Source organism: Porphyromonas sp. oral taxon 279 str. F0450 (genome assembly GCF_000292995.1).
Classification (GTDB): Bacteria; Bacteroidota; Bacteroidia; order Bacteroidales; family Porphyromonadaceae; genus Porphyromonas; species Porphyromonas pasteri.
Map to the genome: position 1 here is coordinate 38,252 of NZ_ALKJ01000009.1, position 17,665 is coordinate 55,916.

The 17,665-nt window shown below is 55.5% G+C and carries 12 protein-coding genes; 5 read left to right on the plus strand and 7 right to left on the minus strand.

All coding sequences use genetic code 11. The features are described 5' to 3' along the window. Window positions 1-851 precede the first annotated feature (851 nt). The 5 genes from HMPREF1323_RS00955 (at window position 852) to HMPREF1323_RS09155 (ending at window position 9,430) form a co-directional block, all read left to right on the plus strand. Window positions 852-3,977: a TonB-dependent receptor domain-containing protein gene (locus HMPREF1323_RS00955; protein WP_052312345.1), complete on the plus strand. Its 3,126-nt coding sequence runs from the start codon at window positions 852-854 to the stop codon at window positions 3,975-3,977. A 27-nt stretch (window positions 3,978-4,004) separates the two neighbouring features. Then, on the plus strand, window positions 4,005-5,639 hold the full coding sequence (locus tag HMPREF1323_RS00960; RefSeq protein WP_009432299.1) for a RagB/SusD family nutrient uptake outer membrane protein: 1,635 nt from the start codon (window positions 4,005-4,007) through the stop codon (window positions 5,637-5,639). Window positions 5,640-5,650: 11 nt separating this feature from the next. Beyond that, window positions 5,651-6,661: a substrate import-associated zinc metallohydrolase lipoprotein gene (locus HMPREF1323_RS00965; RefSeq protein ID WP_198004359.1), complete on the plus strand. Its 1,011-nt coding sequence runs from the start codon at window positions 5,651-5,653 to the stop codon at window positions 6,659-6,661. A gap of 6 nt (window positions 6,662-6,667) precedes the next feature. Further along, window positions 6,668-8,053 carry a DUF4302 domain-containing protein gene (locus HMPREF1323_RS00970; protein ID WP_009432283.1) on the plus strand — a complete coding sequence of 462 codons (1,386 nt, stop codon included), beginning with the start codon at window positions 6,668-6,670 and terminating at the stop codon, window positions 8,051-8,053. Between the two features lie 1,005 nt (window positions 8,054-9,058). Next, window positions 9,059-9,430 carry a hypothetical protein gene (locus tag HMPREF1323_RS09155; RefSeq protein ID WP_156795164.1) on the plus strand — a complete coding sequence of 124 codons (372 nt, stop codon included), beginning with the start codon at window positions 9,059-9,061 and terminating at the stop codon, window positions 9,428-9,430. 96 nt (window positions 9,431-9,526) lie between these two features. On the opposite strand, the gene HMPREF1323_RS00980 is transcribed toward HMPREF1323_RS09155, so the two are convergent. Genes HMPREF1323_RS00980 through HMPREF1323_RS01010 form a run of 7 tightly spaced genes read right to left on the minus strand, consistent with a single transcriptional unit; the run spans window position 9,527 to window position 17,621 of the window. Next, complete coding sequence (locus HMPREF1323_RS00980) at window positions 9,527-10,432, minus strand: hypothetical protein (RefSeq protein WP_009432279.1); 906 nt, start codon at window positions 10,430-10,432, stop codon at window positions 9,527-9,529. Window positions 10,433-10,438: 6 nt separating this feature from the next. Next, complete coding sequence (locus HMPREF1323_RS00985) at window positions 10,439-11,116, minus strand: DUF3256 family protein (RefSeq protein WP_009432278.1); 678 nt, start codon at window positions 11,114-11,116, stop codon at window positions 10,439-10,441. After that, a complete protein-coding gene (gene kdsA, locus HMPREF1323_RS00990; protein ID WP_009432273.1) occupies window positions 11,113-11,913 on the minus strand; it encodes a 3-deoxy-8-phosphooctulonate synthase in 801 nt (266 codons plus the stop codon). The genes HMPREF1323_RS00985 and kdsA overlap by 4 nt, the downstream gene beginning before the upstream one ends. 25 nt (window positions 11,914-11,938) lie before the next feature. Then, window positions 11,939-12,868: a tRNA (adenosine(37)-N6)-dimethylallyltransferase gene (locus HMPREF1323_RS00995; protein WP_009432295.1), complete on the minus strand. Its 930-nt coding sequence runs from the start codon at window positions 12,866-12,868 to the stop codon at window positions 11,939-11,941. Further along, window positions 12,865-14,361: an IMP dehydrogenase gene (locus HMPREF1323_RS01000; protein ID WP_009432280.1), complete on the minus strand. Its 1,497-nt coding sequence runs from the start codon at window positions 14,359-14,361 to the stop codon at window positions 12,865-12,867. Before HMPREF1323_RS01000 ends, HMPREF1323_RS00995 begins: the two co-directional genes overlap by 4 nt. A gap of 24 nt (window positions 14,362-14,385) precedes the next feature. Beyond that, entirely contained in the window at window positions 14,386-15,603 is a 1,218-nt protein-coding gene (locus tag HMPREF1323_RS01005) for a bifunctional 3,4-dihydroxy-2-butanone-4-phosphate synthase/GTP cyclohydrolase II (protein ID WP_009432260.1), read from the minus strand. Next, complete coding sequence (locus HMPREF1323_RS01010) at window positions 15,600-17,621, minus strand: LptF/LptG family permease (protein WP_009432286.1); 2,022 nt, start codon at window positions 17,619-17,621, stop codon at window positions 15,600-15,602. Before HMPREF1323_RS01010 ends, HMPREF1323_RS01005 begins: the two co-directional genes overlap by 4 nt. Between the last annotated feature and the right edge of the window lie 44 nt (window positions 17,622-17,665).

Here is a 17,665-nt window from a genome sequence, read left to right on the forward strand (position 1 = left end):
CCGACCTATATGAGTATGTGAGTAGAGCTATATAGGATGGCAAAGAAAGCTATATAGCTTTGTGAAGCGACCTATATTAGGGTTGTTGCTCCGCGTAGGGATAAAAGTTGTGGACGAGTGGCAGATAAGTTTGGACTACGTACGTGGCTCTAATATCTACGTACGTGGATATTTGGATTTACGTGCCTGGTCTTTAAGACTACGTGCATAGATAGAAGAATACCACTACGTGAAGGCGCTTTTTCCTTCGCAAGAAGGACACTTTTCCCTCCGCTGGATAAGAAGAATACTTGCGACAAGGCGAAGGGCTTGCTCGGTCACTTCGGAGAGATATATCGGTGGGCTCTGGACGTGCGATGCCTTAGCACACGAAATAGAGAGGACTGGACTCGCGGCAACAGTCTCTATTGGCTTACCCGCTGACCACTATTGGTTCGTATGCCGAAGCCGTATTGCTTTCTCTTGGGCACACTATAGTTCCGTTTAGTACGCTCCTATTGATGTGTCTATCGATCTCCCGATGTATTTCATACATTGATATATAGGGGTGGGGGATAGCTTACGCTCTTTCGTGCTCTCTTGGAGGCGCGTGAGACGGGAAAATTGGGTAAAAAGTGAAGAATTTTCCGATCAGTATGCCATCGCTTTTTGACGGAGTTTGTGCCTCTTCGCTGGCCGAATTATGGCAAAATGTGGCAGAATGACGTGATGGAACTGGCTGAGTAGGTGGAATGTTTTGTTCGTTAAAAATCTTAGGAAGTTAGACCTATTTTCGAAGGTTCTTTATATAGCTTTTTATCTATATTTGCTACCGCAATTCGCACTAACACAACAATGCATCAACTTTGATTATGCTAACTCGATTACGTAGCCTATTCGTCGCCCTGATCCTCGTGATCATGGGTGCGATGCCCGTGTGTGCGCAGACCATCCAAGCTAAAGGTAAAGTCATCGACAGCGAAGGTAAGGCCCTCGCTGGCGTCTCTGTATCTGCTAAGCAGGATAAGGCACTGCATACCACCACGGCATCTGACGGTACCTTCTCAATTCAAGTAGCCGAGAAGACGATCCTTGTCTTTACTCTGACAGGGAAGCAAACTGTAGAGCTGGTAGCTACGACCACGCCCATGCAAGTTACTCTCCCCAATGCAGCCCCTGAAAAGAAGGAGACCACTACGGTCGTCTCTATGCGTCAGGCTACATCGGTGAAAAGCGTCTACTATCCCCTGTGGGTCATCGATGGAGTGATCTACAAGGAAGACAAGGACTTCAACGTCGCCGACCTTGCATCTCCCGAAGCTAAGCGCCTCATCGCAGCTGCTCTGCCCGGTCTCTCGGAGAGCGACATCCAGAGCTTCCAGGTCATCAACGACGCTTCTGCTACCGCTCTCTATGGTCAGCGCGCCCTCGGGGGGGTTATCTCCGTCCGCACGAGTAAGGCTGGGCAGGGGACTAACTCCTTCACTTATCAGGCCGAGCTTACTTATCGTGCCATCCCCTCCTATCGCGAGTATAATATCCTGAACTCTCAGGACCAGATGGCCGTCTTCAATGAGATGGCTAATGGTAAGAGCCTTGACAACGAGGCTGTCTTTATCGCCTCGCAGTATGGGGTCTACGGCCACCTCTACAATAGCATCTATAATTACAATGATCAGAGTGGCGAGTACGGTGTACTCAATACCGATGCAGGTCGTGCGGCTTACCTCCGTGCTGCTGAGCTCCGTAATACGAACTGGTTCAAGGAGCTCTTCCAGCACAGCATTCGTCATCAGCACACCCTGACCTTCTCTACGGGTACGCAGAAGGCGAACTACTATGCTTCGATCAATGCTAACCTCGACCCAGGGTGGAATAAGTACGAGAACTCTCAGACCTACTCGTTCAACTTCAACGCTGACTTCCGCCCCTTCAAGGGCTGGAGCTTCGGTATCCGCTCTACGGCCTCCTACGGCAAGGTGCACTATGGTGGTGACTGGCGCCCCGGTAGCTATGCTCCTACTGCCAGCCGTACGCTGGATCCCAATACCTTCTATGCGTATGACTACACGCCGTTCAATATCAAGCACGAGCTCCAGCACAATACTCGTGACTACAAGACGGCTAACCTCTCTCTGCAGGCTACCATCAACTGGCAACCCATCACGCAGCTTCGACTCTCCGCCCTCGGTGCTCTCCGCTATCGTGACCAGTATGGCGTGACCGACCGTGATGAGCAGGCTAACGCCTCTCAGGTCTACCGCAATATCAGTAAGAGTATCATTCGTAGTAATAGCGACTACCTCTACAAGCCTCTTGATGACCCCACGGCTCTGCCTCAGATCGTGATGCCTTATGGGGGGATTCGCAATTCGCAGAATCTCATCGATGAGCGCTACGACGGTCAGCTCAAGGCACACTACAATGACACCTTCGGTAGCAATGGCGAGCACAACCTCTCGGCTGTCGCTGGTCTCGAAGTCTTCGAAGAGCGTCACCTCAACGAGTGGTTCGATGCCTATGGGGTCAACTATAACCTCGGTTATATGACTACCTATTCGCCTCTGCTCTTCACGAACCTGCGCAACAAGAGTAAGCAGTACTACTACATTCATCCCACGCTTGACCGCGGGGTCTCTCTCGTCGGTAATGTCGACTACACCCTCCTCGGTCGCTACCGTGTGAATGCTTCTTACCGTCGTGAAGGGACGAACCAGTTCGGTCGTGCTCGCACCATCCGCTATATCCCCACTTGGAACGTCGGTGGTAACTGGTCTATTGATCAGGAAGCCTTCTTCCCCAAGCTCAAGCCCCTGTCTTCGCTCTCGATGAGCCTCTCCTACGGGATGTCGGGGACGATCCCTTACGTGCACAATGCACTACCTCGTCTGAAGACCCTCCTTCCCTTCTTCGGGGATGCTAACCTCATCGAGCCTGGGGTCTATATCAATGAGCCTGCTAACTACGACCTGACCTATGAGAAGATGTATGAGTTCAACTGGGGCCTCAACTTCGGTCTCTTCGATGAGCGTATCTCAGCAGGTATCACGCTCTTCAATCGTCAGGGGCGTGACCTCATCGACCAGGTATTGCCTCAGGGTACTGGCGGCTTCGTCGATGAGCTGTATGGGAATGTCGCTCAGATGAGTGCCAAGGGGATTGAGCTCTCGCTGACTACGAAGAATATCCAAACCCGCGATTTCTCATGGTCTACCTCGATCACCTACTCGCGCAATACCAATAAGGTGACGCGCCTCAATACCAGCCCCTCAGTGACGAACCTCACGGATGGTGCTGCTCGTCAGGGCTACCCTCTGAACTCACTCTTCTCCATCCCCTTCTACAAGCTGGACGAGAACGGGCATCCTCGCTTCTTCCTCCCTAACGGTGCTGATGTCCTGCCTGATGGCCGCCACATCACCAGCCCTAAGCGTGGTGGACAGGTCGCTTGGACGGCTTCTAATCCCGAGGAAATTGACTATCTCCTCTACTCTGGTACTCTGACGCCTACCGATCAGGGTGGTATCAACAATAGCTTTAGCTTCAAGAACTTCCGCCTCGGTGTCTACGTCTACTACTCCTTCGGTGGTGTGATGCGTCTGCCCCAGCAGTTCGCTACGAAGTACAATGACCACCAGGTGATGGGTAAGGAATTCAACCGCCGCTGGCTGCGTGCTGGTGACGAAGAGCGCACGAACGTCCCTGTGATCGCTACGGATGCTCACCGTCAGGCTAACCCCTACCTGAGCAATGCCTACACGAACTACAATAAGTCGGATGTCCGTGTCGCTAAGACCGACTATATCCAGCTGCGTGATATCTCTCTGAGCTATACGGTACCTAAGAGCTTCGTAGATCGCCTGCGTCTCTCTTCGCTCGCTCTCAAGTTCCAGGCCTCCAATGTGGCACTCCTCTATGCTGATAAGAAGCTCAATGGTGCGCTCCCTTACAGCTATGACCCTCACTCCTACATCTTCACCGCTACTGTCGGGCTTTAGTCAGATAGTATAAAGGATCTATATAGAATGAAGAAGTTATCATCCAGCCTACTCGCTCTGGCTTTGGTCGCAGGCTCTCTCTTTGGAATGAGCTCCTGTGGGAAGTTCCTCGATGAGAATTCCGATGGACGCTACGTCGATGGGAATACTCCTTATAAGATCAGCCGCTTCCTGACCTACGCTTATCCCTTGGCTTCACTGGCTCATATCTCGGAGCTCTCCTCAGATAATACATATGAGGATGAGACGCGTAACCTCTATCGAGAGGAATTCCAAGACCTCGCTGTCTACTGGAAGCCTATCACGACGAAAGATGGTTCCGCTTACTACGATGGCCCTCTCAAGCTATGGGAAGCCTCCTACTACGCTATTGCTCAGGCTAACGAAGTGCTGACACTTATCGAGGAAACCAAGGACTACGGTGACCGTAATATGGCCTCTCGAGGTGAAGCCCTCGCCGTGCGTGCCTGGTCACACTTCCAGCTGGCAAATGTCTTCTGCCTCCCCTATAACTTCGATGGTCAGGGTGGTGCGACGAACCTCGGTATCCCCTATGTCGCTGAGCGCGTCACGACCATCCTCCCCGACTATCCTCGTGGTACCCTCAAGGAGACCTACGAGAAGATCGAGAAGGATCTGCTGGAGGCCATCCCTCTTCTGGAGAAGTACAATATCTACCAGAACGATATCCGTCGCTTCCACTTCACCGCTGAGGCTGCCTATGCCTTTGCAGCACGCTTCTACCTCTACTATAACCAGCCTGACAAGGCTAAGGAGTATGCAGATAAGCTCCTTGGGAGTACCCCTGCATCGCAGCTGCGTGACTGGAAGGGTAACTACACGGGTATCGACGCTGCTAATGCCAATGCTAAGGCGCTGGCTTACTATCGTCCTACCAATGCAGCAAACCTCCTGGTGACTTCGCTCCACACCAACTACCAGTTTACCACCACCAGTGGTGAGGCCTTCACGAACTCTCGCTATACGCACTCCAATAAATGTGCTGCTGATGAGACCCTCTGGAAGAATATCTGGAACGTTGGTCGTAACCGTGACGAGTACAACTTCGCTCCCTATATCTACGACAAGGTCTTTATCGATAAGGTCTATCAGCCTAAGTTACCTGAGCTGACCTCCACTCGTAGCGTCGAGGTCCAGCTGACGACGGACGAAGCTCTCATCAATCGTGCAGAAGCTAAGATCCGTCTTGGGGATCTTGCTGGTGGTCTCGCTGACCTCAATGTCTGGACTCAGGCTTACCTCCGTCCAGGACTTGCCAAGCGTACCTTCACGCAGGCAGAGATCGAAGCTTACTACAACGCCCTTCCCTATGCGGACAAGACGACACGCTCGCCTAAGAAGCATCTGACGAAGGCGCACTTCAAGCTCCATGATGGCTCTACGATCACGGAGGGTACCGCTACGGAGGCTCTCCTGCAGTACGTCCTGCAGTGCCGTCGTATCCTCACGCTCCACGAAGGTCTTCGCTGGCAGGATATCAAGCGCTTCGGTATCGATATCTACCGCTGGAAGAAGGTCGATGCAGGTGCAGATACCTACGAAGTACCTGCTGATGGTGTACTCCTCGGCTCTGATCTCCGCCACGCTATCGCTCTGCCTCAGCAGGCGATCACTGGCCAGATCCAGCAGAACCCACGCTAATGCTTACAGCTATGAAACTATTCAATAAGATCATTGCACCGCTTCTTCTCTCGGCGGCTCTGGTGAGTTGCGGGTCTTCTTCTGACGAGGTCGATCCCAAGCGCCCGATCTTCTCACCGCTGGATACGACGACGATGACCGAGGTCCAGAAGTACGTCCAGAACTACTTCGGGAAGAAGTTCAATGTAGATATCCGCTACAACTATGAGGATCGCCTGGCGAGTAACCTCTATAAGCTCGGGCCAGCCTCTGAAGCCCAGGCACTGAAGTACCTCAACCTCATGCGCTATACCTTCTTCGAAGTCTACGAGAAGGTAGCTCCCAAGGGCTTCGCTGAGCGCCATACCATCAAGCAGCTTGTCCTCTTCGGGACACTCGGCTATGGCCCTACGCAGAACCTCCTCGGGGAAGCACCCTTCGGGATGATCCAGGTCTATGATATCAATAGACTTACCATCCCCTATTTAGGCGGTGATGACTTAAGTGGCTTCAATTACTACTACGAGCGTGCTCGAGACAACTATATCCAGACGCTCTATCATGAGTCTGCTCATACCCTCCACCAGGATACTCCTGTACCAGAGGCCTTCCTGAAGCTGACGATCTCAGACTACCAGCAGGACAATGCGTTCTCTTACTGGTATGTCCGTGGCATCTCTTCGCTGACTGCAGGCTTCATCTCAGACTATGCGAGCAAGAGCCCCGAAGAAGACTTCGCTGAGCTCTATGGTACCTATATGGTGCTCCTGCCTGAGGAATGGGAGAAGCTGATGGTCCAGGCTGACCACAAGTATAAGTCTGACTCCCGCTACACGGGTCGTGAGATCCTGGAGCGCAAGCTGGCCATCATGAAGGAGTATCTGAAGGCTAACTACCACCTCGATATCGATGTCGTCCGTGCAGAGGCTAACCGTCGTATATGTGCTAAGGTTAACCTGCCCTCTGCGGAGTACTACGAGTTTGTCAAGAATGACTTCTCGATGCTTCCTCCCTCTTATTATTCTACCGTCCCTAAAGATTAGACTGCTATGAGACGTTATTTTGCTTGGGCTCTCGGAGCCATGGCACTCTTCTCCTCTTGTAAGATGTACGACAATCTGCCTGAGGGAGACGATAAGCCAGCACTCTATCTGACGAAGGAGATGGGGAAGCTGACGGACCTACTGACGGGTAATGCCAACGGCTGGCGTCTGGTGCTCCTGCCTGGTAGCTACCAGTACGGCGGTATCAACATTGCCTTCAAGTTCCACAAGGGTGGAGCAGTAGAGTCCTATTCGGAAGATCTCGATGAGGTCATCCACTCCAGCTATCGTATCTACAATACGGCTGGTATCCGCTTGACCTTCGATACGCGCAATCCTGCTCTGGGTCGCTACGCAGAGCCTCGCAATACGCTCCTTCAGGGGCTGGAGGGGGACTTTGAGTTCACCTTCGGAGATGTGAGCGCTGACCAAGATACGATCCAGCTTACTGGGGTTTATAGCCGCAATAAGATGATGCTCGTCCGCCTCAAGGAGGATGCAGAGTCCTATATCCATAAGGTCAAGGATATCCGCAACGCCGTCTATGGTAAGGCTCTTGCCACGACGACCATCGGTGGGCAGGAGGTCAAGATGTCGGTCTTCGGACTCATCCGCCAGCTCCAGGTCAAGGTTGGATCTGCTGAGCCTCGCCTCATCCCGATTAACTTCTCTACAGAAGGGATCGAGGTCATCGGTGCTGATGATCTGATCGACGATAGCGATGCTTCGCAGGGCAAGGTCGGGCAGATCGGTACGGAGATCCTTCGTCAGATCAAGGTCGTGAAGGAGGGCTCTACCTATCATGCTCTCTCTCCTTCGGGGCAGAAGATCGCGATCCAGTCAACTGACTACGACTTCACGAAGAGTAAGATCCGCGCCTTCTTCTACGATGGCTGGAGTGGTGATGCTGTCCGCGATGTCATCAACCGTATCAACGGTGTCAAGTATCAGTCTGGCCCCAACGCTGGACAAGATAGCATCGTCGGTGATGCCGTGAATGATGCCTACTATACGAGTCCCTTGGATGAGATCGCTTACATCGGGCGTACTGATGGGGGCGACCACAAGATTTCGCTCCGTCGAGGGGGCAATTGGCTGAGCTATTACCTTGACTTTGCTCCTGCCAGCGATGATCCCAGCACGATCTACATCCGTAAGTTCGTACAGAACGGTGATGATTGGCGCTACAATCGCAATGCCATGCAGCGTATGATCAATGCGCTCGCAGATAACTCTCCCTATAAGATCTCGGTGAACCACTACAACGGGAACGATGAGTACCGCATCACCTCTGTAGCGAATACTAAGTTCTGGATGAGCATGTCTAAATTCTATGATCCTGGGCATTCGATTGATGAAATGCCCGTCTATCTAGATGGGTCTAAGTACTAATCAGATCTCATAGAGGACTAATCTATTCCCTTTCTCATCTTACGTGCCTCGGCCTTCCTCCGCAATGGGGGAAGGCCGATGCCTTTTATTTGCTCTGTCAGAGTGAAATCTGCGCTATCGAAATTCAATGTAGTAGGGGGAGGGAAATCGGACCACTACTGGTCAGCGAGTGAACCAGTAGTGGTTAGCAGTAGTAACCAGTACTGCTTTGCGTCGTGACCACTACTGGTCCGAGTGTGAACCACTACTGGTCGAAATACCCTCTTATATTTTGTGCGTACAGGGCGTCTCTGATAGGGGCGAGTCTCCGCTGTGATGGTCTGCCGGCTCACCCCTTGCTCTTGTCGTGATTTCCCAAAGGAGGAGAGTAGACGATTCCAAGTATGGAAAATTCATTTCCCTTCGTGGGTGCAGGCGGCTTCCTTCGGTGGGTGACCTTCTTTGCTTACCTTTGGAGTGTAGAGCTTTGTCGCTGGATTGTCTTGCCCGAAAGAGAGGCAAGCGAAGGCGCCAAGCTGTGTAATGATGAACTTAATTCACTGATGAAATATGGGATGGGATGTGGTACAGCTTGGCCTAAAGCACGATCTGCCAATTGATGACCCTCAGGCGACGGCGCAGGTGCTTGCGCATCGCATGGGCTGCGATGTCCAGGTGGGGTACTATAAGTATTGTGAGTACGATGAAGCCGAACGACGAGTCTACTCTATCCCTTATGCCTTTGTGCCTTTGGGTACTCCGCATAGAGGGGGAAGCTCTGCTCCCTGTCTGAGGCTTGTCATCGGTAATTATTGGGCAGATGAACTGAACCGGAGGATAGCGCCCCATAACTTAGGTGAGATTGACTTTGAAGAGGCGAGGATAAGGTCTTTTTTGTTGGAGGGTGGGAATGATTATCAGTTGTACACTCTGGAGAGTGACGATCATGAGGACGGCAATGGGATAGAAATCCGAATATTCAAGGAGACAGTGAACCTTGCCTTGTATGCAGTTGAGAGGTGGTATATGTGGGTTCATCGCTTTGAGTCAACGGATGAAGTAAATTGGTCACGGCTACAGGAGTATCGGATGCAAGTCTATGAGCGGGCTAAGGTGTTTGGCTGTGAGCAGGTGATTTACTCTGCAGACCAAGGACCGACAGAGTCTATCTATGATGGTATGGATATGGGGGCGGAGGAGCTACTGGCTTATGTCCGTGATCGTCGGTACTTGGATTACAAGTCGCCTGAGGACCAAGAGATCTGGCGACGAGATGGGCTGCATATCCAGTATGCCGATTACTTCAAGGGGAACATTCCTTGGCGCGAAGGCGTATGGATCGAGGTGGTTTTTGATGACTTCAGTGATCTGAAGGAGGCTGAATGCCCGACCTCTTAGGGAGGGGGCGTTAGTCGCTATATAAAAAGCCGAGGGGCAGGAGATGCGTATCTCCTGCCCCTCGAGCTTTATTGGGGGGATGGTGTAGGGTGCGAATTACAGCGTGAAGGAGGCTTGACCGATGAGGTTGCCATCAGCGAAGAGCTTGACGCGGTAGGTACCACTCTGCAGGCTCTCTTCGACGGGCCAATACATCGTGACGGGGGTGTCTTCGCCGTTGTACTCGATCTCGCGACGAATCGAATAGGGGATCTGCTTGCCTTCGAAGGGGAAGGTGCCAGCCCCAGGCTTGACGAGAAGCTCCTCGTTGGGCTGCGTGATGCGGCAGTAGAAGGTCTTCTCCCCGACGGCGGCGGTGACGTTCTTCGCTACGGTGAAGTGGATCTGGATGTTCACCGTCTTCTCAAGCTTCTTGCTAAGCTTGCCACGCTTGTCCATCGGCGTGATGGAGATGCGCGTCGCATCGAGCTTCGCAGCGAGCTTCACGCGGTCGGAGAGCTGTGCCTTCTCGTTGGAGAGCTGCTGCGCCTCATTGGTCGCACGGGCATAGCTGGCGCGTACCTCGCTATTCTCCTGACGCAGGCGGTCGTTGGCCGACTGGAGGGAGTCGATCTGTATGACGTAGTTCTTGAGGACATTGCGCAGGGTAGATATCTCTTGGGTGAGCTGGCCGATGCGCTTGGCGCTGGTGGCCTTGTTGCTCTTGAGCTCCTTCTGAAGCTGCTCGACCTTAGCACGCTCGGAGAGGAGCTGGCTGATGAGTGAGTCGGTAGCCAGGGAGATCTTCTGCTCGCCCATACCCTGAGAGAGCTTCTGATACTGGATGTCGTATTCGGAGGCGAGCTTCTGCAGCTCCTCCTGCATGATCTCCTTCTGCTCGCTGGCGAAGAGGTCCTTCTCCTCCTGGAGCTGGGCGCGCTCATTGCGCAGGACGAAGTAGAACGCTGCGACCAGAGCGATGATGACTGCCGAGGCGGCGATGATGATGTGCTTGACTTTCATTTATGCTTAGGGGTTTGTGGCGCGTACAAAGGGGGCGAAGGACTGACCGCCCCAAGTCGTGGTGAGTGCGGGGAGCTGGGCGATAAGGGCCTTGAGCTCGTCGCTCTGCTTGTCCTCCTCCGAGAGTAGTAGGGTGGGGCGGACGATGAGGGTGGGGGCGGAAGTGCCCTGTGCCCAGCTGAGCTCATAGTGTAGCGGATAGAGTAGCTCACGCAGGCGATCGCTGGCTGTGCTCATAGGGAGCTGGAGGCCGCGAAGGAAGTCCTCCGAGCTGGGGAGGCGAAGGAGCGTCGTAGACGGAAGGACTTCGCCACTTGCGCTGAGGAACGAGATGCGGGCATCGACCTGCGGAGAGCTGACGGTCTCGATGAGTGTCGTGAGCGGACCCTGACCGCTGGTGAGCGGAAGGAGGCGCAGCTCTGCCGTGCCTACTGGGCTGGTCTGCAGGCGCAGGCTATGCTCTGAGATGGCGAGGAGCTTAGCACCGAGGTCAAGCTCCATAGGGAGGCTGAGCGCAGAGTCTTGTGCGAGGAGTGTGGCCAGCTGGGTCCGGCGGTCTTCGTCCAGGAGCTCGGTCTGTCCGAGAGCCTTGATGATGGCGGCATACTTCGTCGTCTGGGCACTCAGTGCGAGCGAGGAGACGAGGAGTAGCGCAGTGAAGAGGAGGGCGCGGAGCTGCTTCATAGGGCGGCACGTAGACGGACAAGGCGCTCCAGCAGGCCTTCGAAGAGGTCGAGAGGGAGCATGTTAGCCCCGTCGCTCTTAGCGGAGGCGGGATCGGGGTGCGTCTCGAAGAAGAGGCCATCAGCACCGACAGCGATGGCGGCCTTAGCGATCGTCTCGATGAGCGCAGGCTTGCCACCGGTGACACCGCTGGCTTGGTTGGGGCGCTGGAGGGAGTGGGTGACGTCCATCACGGTAGGGAAGCCCGTAGAGCGCATGGCGGGGATGTTCGTGAAGTCCACGACGAGGTCGGAGTAGCCGAAGCTATTACCACGCTCGGTGAGGATGACCTGGTCATTGCCACACTCGGTGACCTTGCGTGCAGCGTGCTCCATACCCGAGGCGGAGAGGAACTGCCCCTTCTTGATGTTCACGATCTTGCCCGTGCGTGCTGCCGCAGCGATGAGATCGGTCTGACGGCAGAGGAAGGCGGGGATCTGCAGTACGTCTACGTACTCGGCAGCGAGTGCAGCCTCCTGCGTCTCATGGATGTCGGTGACGACAGGGATGTCGAAGGTCTCCCGTACACGGCGTAGGATGCGCAGTGCCTTCTCGTCACCGATGCCCGTGAAGCTGTCGACACGCGAGCGGTTGGCCTTGCGGTAGGAGCCCTTGAAGATATAGGGGATCCCGAGGCGGGTGGTCATCTCGACGATGCGCTCAGCGATGAAGAGGGGCGTGTCCTCGTCTTCGATAGCGCATGGGCCAGCCATAAGGAAGAAGTTGGGGCCAGCGGTAAGGTCTTTATACTGGATCATAATGCGGTAGGGAGAATGGGACGGGCTACTTCTGCTCCCACGCCTCGAGGTACTCTAAGGCCTGGCTGAGCTGCTCCTCACGGGGCAGTAGTCCGTCGATATAGTGAAGGGTGAAGCCTCGGCGCTCCATGCCTCTGAACCACGTCATCTGTCGCTTGGCGAACTGATGGATGGCCGTCGCTAAGGCGGTGAAGAGCTCGTCGCGGGTCAGCTCTCCGAGGAGGTGCTGCGTGACGAACTTATACTCCAGCCCGTAGTAGATGAGGTCTTCGGGTGCGATGCCCGAGTCGATGAGGCGCTGGACCTCCCCGATGAGATCGCCTTCGTCGAGGCGCTGACGGAGGCGGGCGGTGATACGTGCCCTGCGCTCCTCTCGGGGAAGGGTGATGCAGAGGATGAGGCTCTCTATGGGCTCGTACTCGGTGTGGTCAGCTCCTGCGAGGCGCTCCCGCTGGATATAGTCTGCGATCTCGATAGCACGGATAGCGCGCTGAGGTGAGTCGAGGTCCGTATCGTTGTGCAGGGGGCCGTAGGAGGCGAGACGCTCACGGAGAGAGGCGAGCGAAAGCCCTTGTAGGCTCTCTCGTAGCGCTGGATTGGGCGCTACGTCGGGTAGATGATAGCCTCGGAGGACGGCTTCGGCATAGAGCCCTGTGCCGCCACAGAGGATGGGGTACTGGATGCCTCGCTCGCGGATGGCAGCATACGCCTCGTGGAAGGCGTGCTGCCATGCGAAGAGGTTGTACTTCGTCCCCGCAGGGACGATGTCGATGAGGTGGTAGGGGATGGTAGTCCCCTCATAGGTGTACTCGGAGAGGTCCTTGCCGGTGCCGACGTCCATGCCGCGATAGACTTGGCGCGAGTCCGCACTGAGAATCTCAGAGCCAAGTCTATGCGCCAGACGGACGGCCAGGGCAGTCTTGCCCGATGCAGTAGGTCCGAGTAGGGTGATCATCCGCGATCCTTGAGGATCACATCATGCGCGCCCCCTTCGACGATGGAGGTGCTGGAGACGAGGGTGATCTTAGCCTTCTGCTGGAGCTCGGGCAGGGTGATAGCACCGCAGCTGCACATCGTGGCCTTCATCTTACCGAGGGTCTGTGCGAGGTTGTCCTTGAGCTTACCAGCGTAGGGGACGTAGCTGTCGACACCTTCTTCGAACTTCAGAGCTTCGCTGCCACCGCTGTCGTAGCGCTGCCAGTTCTGAGCGCGGTTCGAGCCTTCGCCCCAGTATTCCTTGACGATGTTGTTGCCGATCTTGAGCTTGCGCGTGGGTGACTCGTCGAAGCGAGCGAAGTAGCGACCCATCATGAGGAAGTCGGCACCCATAGCGATAGCCAGCGTCATGTGGTAGTCGTGTACCAGACCGCCGTCGCTACAGATGGGGACGTAGATACCCGTCTCCTCGAAGTACTTGTCACGAGCCTGAGCTACATCAATGATCGCAGTAGCCTGACCGCGACCGATACCCTTCTGCTCGCGAGTGATACAGATGGAGCCACCACCGATACCGACCTTGATGAAGTCTGCACCAGCCTCAGCGAGGTAGCGGAAGCCCTCTTCGTCGACGACGTTGCCAGCACCGACGAGGACCTTGTCGCCGTACTTCTCGCGGATCCAGCGGAGGGTGTCGTACTGCCACTCAGAGTAGCCGTCGGAGGAGTCGATACAGAGGACGTCTGCACCAGCTTCGATGAGGGCGGGGACGCGCTCAGCGTAGTCGCGGGTGTTGATACCAGCACCTACGAGGAGCTCCTTCGTAGCCTTATTAGAGAGCTCGACGGGGTTGTCCTTGTGCGCATCGTAGTCCTTGCGGAAGACGAGATAGACGAGGTTGTCGTTCTCATCGATGATAGGCAGGGTATTGAGCTTGTGCTCCCAGATGATGTTGTTGGCTTCCTTGAGGGAGATGCCGAGGCGACCGACCTTGAGCTTGGAGAAGGGGGTCATGAAGTCCTTGACGAGGGTATCCTCGGGCGTGGTACCGATGCGGTAGTCACGGCTGGTGACGATACCGAGCAGACGGCCGTTGGGCGAGCCGTCTTCGGTGACGCCGATCGTCGAGTGACCCATGCGGGCACGCAGAGCGAGGACATCACGCAGCGTCGCGTCGGGGCGGATGTTGGAGTCGCTCGATACGAAGCCTGCCTTGAACTTCTTCACGCGGCGTACCATCTCGGCCTGCTCAGCGATGGGCTGCGAGCCGTAGATGAAGGAGAGCCCGCCATTGCGAGCCAGCTCGATGGCCAGCGTATCGTTGGAGACCGACTGCATGATCGCCGAGACGAAGGGGATATTGAGGCTGATGCGGGGCTCCTGGCTACGAGCGAAGCGGACCAGCGGCGTGGTCAGCGAGACGTTCTGTGGGGTGCACTGACGTGTCGTGAGCCCTGGGATAAGGAGGTACTCCCCGAAAGTGCGGGAGACTTCGTTGACGAATATTGCCATAAGCTATATGGATGAAGTGGGTGATTACTTGAGGTGGGGGAGGACGTGGCCCATGCGATCCTTCTTCGTCTGCATGTAGAAGGCGTTATGCTCATTGGGCTGGATCTCCAGAGGAAGCGTCTCGACGACTTTGAGGCCGTAGCCTTCGAGGCCGACGCGCTTGATGGGGTTGTTGGAGAGCAGGCGCATCTGCTGGATGCCGAGCTGCTGGAGGATCTGAGCGCCGACGCCGTAGTCACGTTCGTCAGCTTGGTGACCGAGGTGGAGGTTCGCATCGACGGTGTCTAAGCCCTCTTCCTGAAGCTTGTAGGCGCGGATCTTCTCCATAAGACCGATACCACGGCCTTCCTGATTGAGGTAGACGACTATGCCACGACCTTCCTTTTCAATGAGCTCCATAGCCTTGTGCAGCTGCTCGCCACACTCGCAGCGCATCGAGCCGAAGATGTCGCCCGTGGCACAGCTGGAGTGTACGCGTACAAGGACGGGCTGGCCGTCAGCGATGTCACCCTTGATCAGTGCGATATGCTCGAGACCATTGCTCTTCTGCTTGAAGGGGATGAGGCGGAAGTCGCCCCACTGCGTGGGCATGGCGACCTCTTCACCACGCTCTACGATGCTCTCCGTGCGGAGGCGGTAGGCGATGAGATCCTTGATGGTGATGATCTTCAGGCCGAAGCGCTGAGCGACCTCCCACAGCTGGGGAAGGCGGGCCATCGTACCATCCTCGTTGATGATCTCGATGAGTGCGGCTACAGGCTGCAGGCCAGCCAGACGGGCCAGGTCAACGGCCGCTTCGGTATGCCCCGCACGGCGCAGGACACCCTTGTTGCGAGCACGCAGTGGGCAGACGTGACCAGGACGGGCCAGATCGCCTGGGGTGATATTGGGGTCAGCTAAGGCGAGGATCGTCTGGGCACGGTCATACATAGATACACCGGTGGTGCAGCCATTGCCGAGTCGGTCGACGGTGACGGTGAATGGAGTCTCGTGGACGGAGGTATTGTTGGGTACCTGCATCTCGAGCTCGAGTTCATGGGCACGGTCTTCGGTGATAGGTGCGCAGAGGACACCACGGCCGTAGCGCATCATGAAGTTCACCTTCTCGGGGGTAACCTTTTCAGCGGCGATGATGAAGTCGCCTTCGTTCTCGCGGTCCTCATCGTCGACGACGATAAGGAATTCACCACGGCGGAAGTCTTCGAGGGCTTCCTCGATGGTGTTTAGCTTGATTTCGCTCATAGATCTTGTGTGTGTATAGCTACCTGCCAGGAGTCTGGATCGGTAGACTGTGTAGTGGATAATTCGGAGGCGGGGCGATGGACTCCCTTAGCGGCTACAGCGACTTCTTCGGCGATCTGCGTGAGCACCGTGCGTGTCGTGCGAAGGTCAGCCTTGAGGTGGGTGCGTACTCGCGAGAGGAAGAGTCCAAACGGAAGAGATATGGGGAGGATGGCCCCAAGGATACGGCCCCAGCGCGGCTCCTCTGGGAGGAAGGGCGAGAGGCGTGTGGGCAGGAGTGGTAGGTCGCAGAGCTTGCTGACCAAGAGACGTGAGGGCGTGTGGCGCAGGCTCTCGGTGATAGCGTCGAGCTCTTCGCTGAGGGCTGCCAATGCCTGCTGCTCGGCTCCGTGGCTCCAGATCTGCCAGATACGTCCTGAGAGCATAGGGCTGCGGAGGAGGGCATCAGTATGCGCGATGGCTTGTGCCACAGCGACGGCACCAGCCTCATAGTCGGCTTCTTCGATGATGAGCTCTTGATACTCGACCTTACGGACACCGCGGAAGCCGAAGAGCTTGCGGAAGAAGATCACGTAGGCCTCGACGTTGAGTGCCGAAGAGTCTTGGTTCGCCTTGTATGCGAGGAATATCCCGACGGGGAAGAGGAGGATGTTACTCAACCACATCCCCAGCCAGATAGGTATCGACTCGCTGCGTAGCATGTTCGTGCCGAAGGAGTCGATGATGAAGTAGACGACGAAGAAGAAGATGGAGATGATGATAGGCATCCCGATCCCCCCACGGCGTACGATGGCGCCGAGGCTGGCGCCGATGAGGGCGAAGATGATACAGGAGACGGGGAAGGTGAACTTGCGATGCCACTCCTGATGGAAGGTGCGGTAGTGATAGAACTCTGTGTCGTCCGTACCCATATAGATCTGGGCTTCCTCCGTGATACGCTTCGCCTTGTCGAGGGCGGAGCCGATAGCCTGCAAGCTGTCTTGTGCAGTGAGTGTGAGTGATGCCTTGGCTTCCTCCGGCTTCACTCCGCTGGTCTCTTTCACGAGAGTAGCGATACGCTCCTGCTGGCGGGCGAAGACCGTGGTATCCTCGTAGGCATAGGGTGAGAAGCCGTAGTGGCTGGTCAAGAGGTCGGACTGCACGATGCGAGCGTAGCTATTGCGCGTGCTGTCGAGGATGGGGCGGATGGAGTCGATGGATACCTGTAGCTGATGAAGATTCTTCCCGACGTACATGGAGCTAAGCTCTCCCTCGTCCTGCATCTTGATATTGGCATCGAAGGGGATGAAGGTCTCACTGTAGTCAAAGTGAGGAAGCATGTAGGGGACAGGCTCGCTGACGGTATTGTAGCTCTGCGTCTGGATGTTCTCAAAGCTCTGACCTTGATAGAGCTTGAGGACGAGGAACTTCTTACTCTTGTCCATCACCAGACGGCCTGAGTCGGCACGGATGATGCGCGGGTTGAGATAGCCACGGCTCATATCGTAGACCATCATACGGTGCATCAGCCCAGTGCTCGCATCGCGGCTCTTGGCGTAGAGGCTGTAGCCTGGGATACCGGTATAGAATACCCCCGGGGTGATCTCCATCTCGGGGGCTGCATACTTAGCTGTGATGACCAGGGTCCACATGCGGACTTGGGCACGGATCATCAGATCGTTTTGGAAGTAGAAGAGTCCGCATGCCATCGCCACGACGAGGAGCATGATGGGGCGGATGATGCGGTAGAGGCGGATACCCGAGGCTTTCAGTGCAAGGAGCTCAAGGCGCTCACCCAGATTGCCCAGCGTCATCAGCGACGCCAGCAGGATACCCAGCGGGAGCGACATGGGGATGAAGGAGAGGGCTGCATAGAAGATGATCTTCAGCAGCATGAAGCCACTCAGCCCCTTGCCGACCAGCTCATCGATGTAGCGCCAGAGGAACTGCATCACCACGATGAACCAGCACACGGCGAAGCTCATCACGAAGAGCGGGATGAAAGTCCGGAGGATATACTTATCTACGATCTTGGGCACGTCTACTATCGCCAATTTATTAACCACAAAGATACACTTTTTAG

Bases quoted from the DNA above. Each gene is read 5' to 3' on its own strand.
- HMPREF1323_RS00955 (WP_052312345.1), top strand. From the start codon at position 852: ATGCTAACTCGATTACGTAGCCTATTCGTCGCCCTGATCCTCGTGATC.
- HMPREF1323_RS00960 (WP_009432299.1), top strand. From the start codon at position 4,005: ATGAAGAAGTTATCATCCAGCCTACTCGCTCTGGCTTTGGTCGCAGGC.
- HMPREF1323_RS00965 (WP_198004359.1), top strand. From the start codon at position 5,651: ATGAAACTATTCAATAAGATCATTGCACCGCTTCTTCTCTCGGCGGCT.
- HMPREF1323_RS00970 (WP_009432283.1), top strand. From the start codon at position 6,668: ATGAGACGTTATTTTGCTTGGGCTCTCGGAGCCATGGCACTCTTCTCC.
- HMPREF1323_RS09155 (WP_156795164.1), top strand. From the start codon at position 9,059: ATGTGGGTTCATCGCTTTGAGTCAACGGATGAAGTAAATTGGTCACGG.
- HMPREF1323_RS00980 (WP_009432279.1), bottom strand. From the start codon at position 10,432: ATGAAAGTCAAGCACATCATCATCGCCGCCTCGGCAGTCATCATCGCT.
- HMPREF1323_RS00985 (WP_009432278.1), bottom strand. From the start codon at position 11,116: ATGAAGCAGCTCCGCGCCCTCCTCTTCACTGCGCTACTCCTCGTCTCC.
- kdsA (WP_009432273.1), bottom strand. From the start codon at position 11,913: ATGATCCAGTATAAAGACCTTACCGCTGGCCCCAACTTCTTCCTTATG.
- HMPREF1323_RS00995 (WP_009432295.1), bottom strand. From the start codon at position 12,868: ATGATCACCCTACTCGGACCTACTGCATCGGGCAAGACTGCCCTGGCC.
- HMPREF1323_RS01000 (WP_009432280.1), bottom strand. From the start codon at position 14,361: ATGGCAATATTCGTCAACGAAGTCTCCCGCACTTTCGGGGAGTACCTC.
- HMPREF1323_RS01005 (WP_009432260.1), bottom strand. From the start codon at position 15,603: ATGAGCGAAATCAAGCTAAACACCATCGAGGAAGCCCTCGAAGACTTC.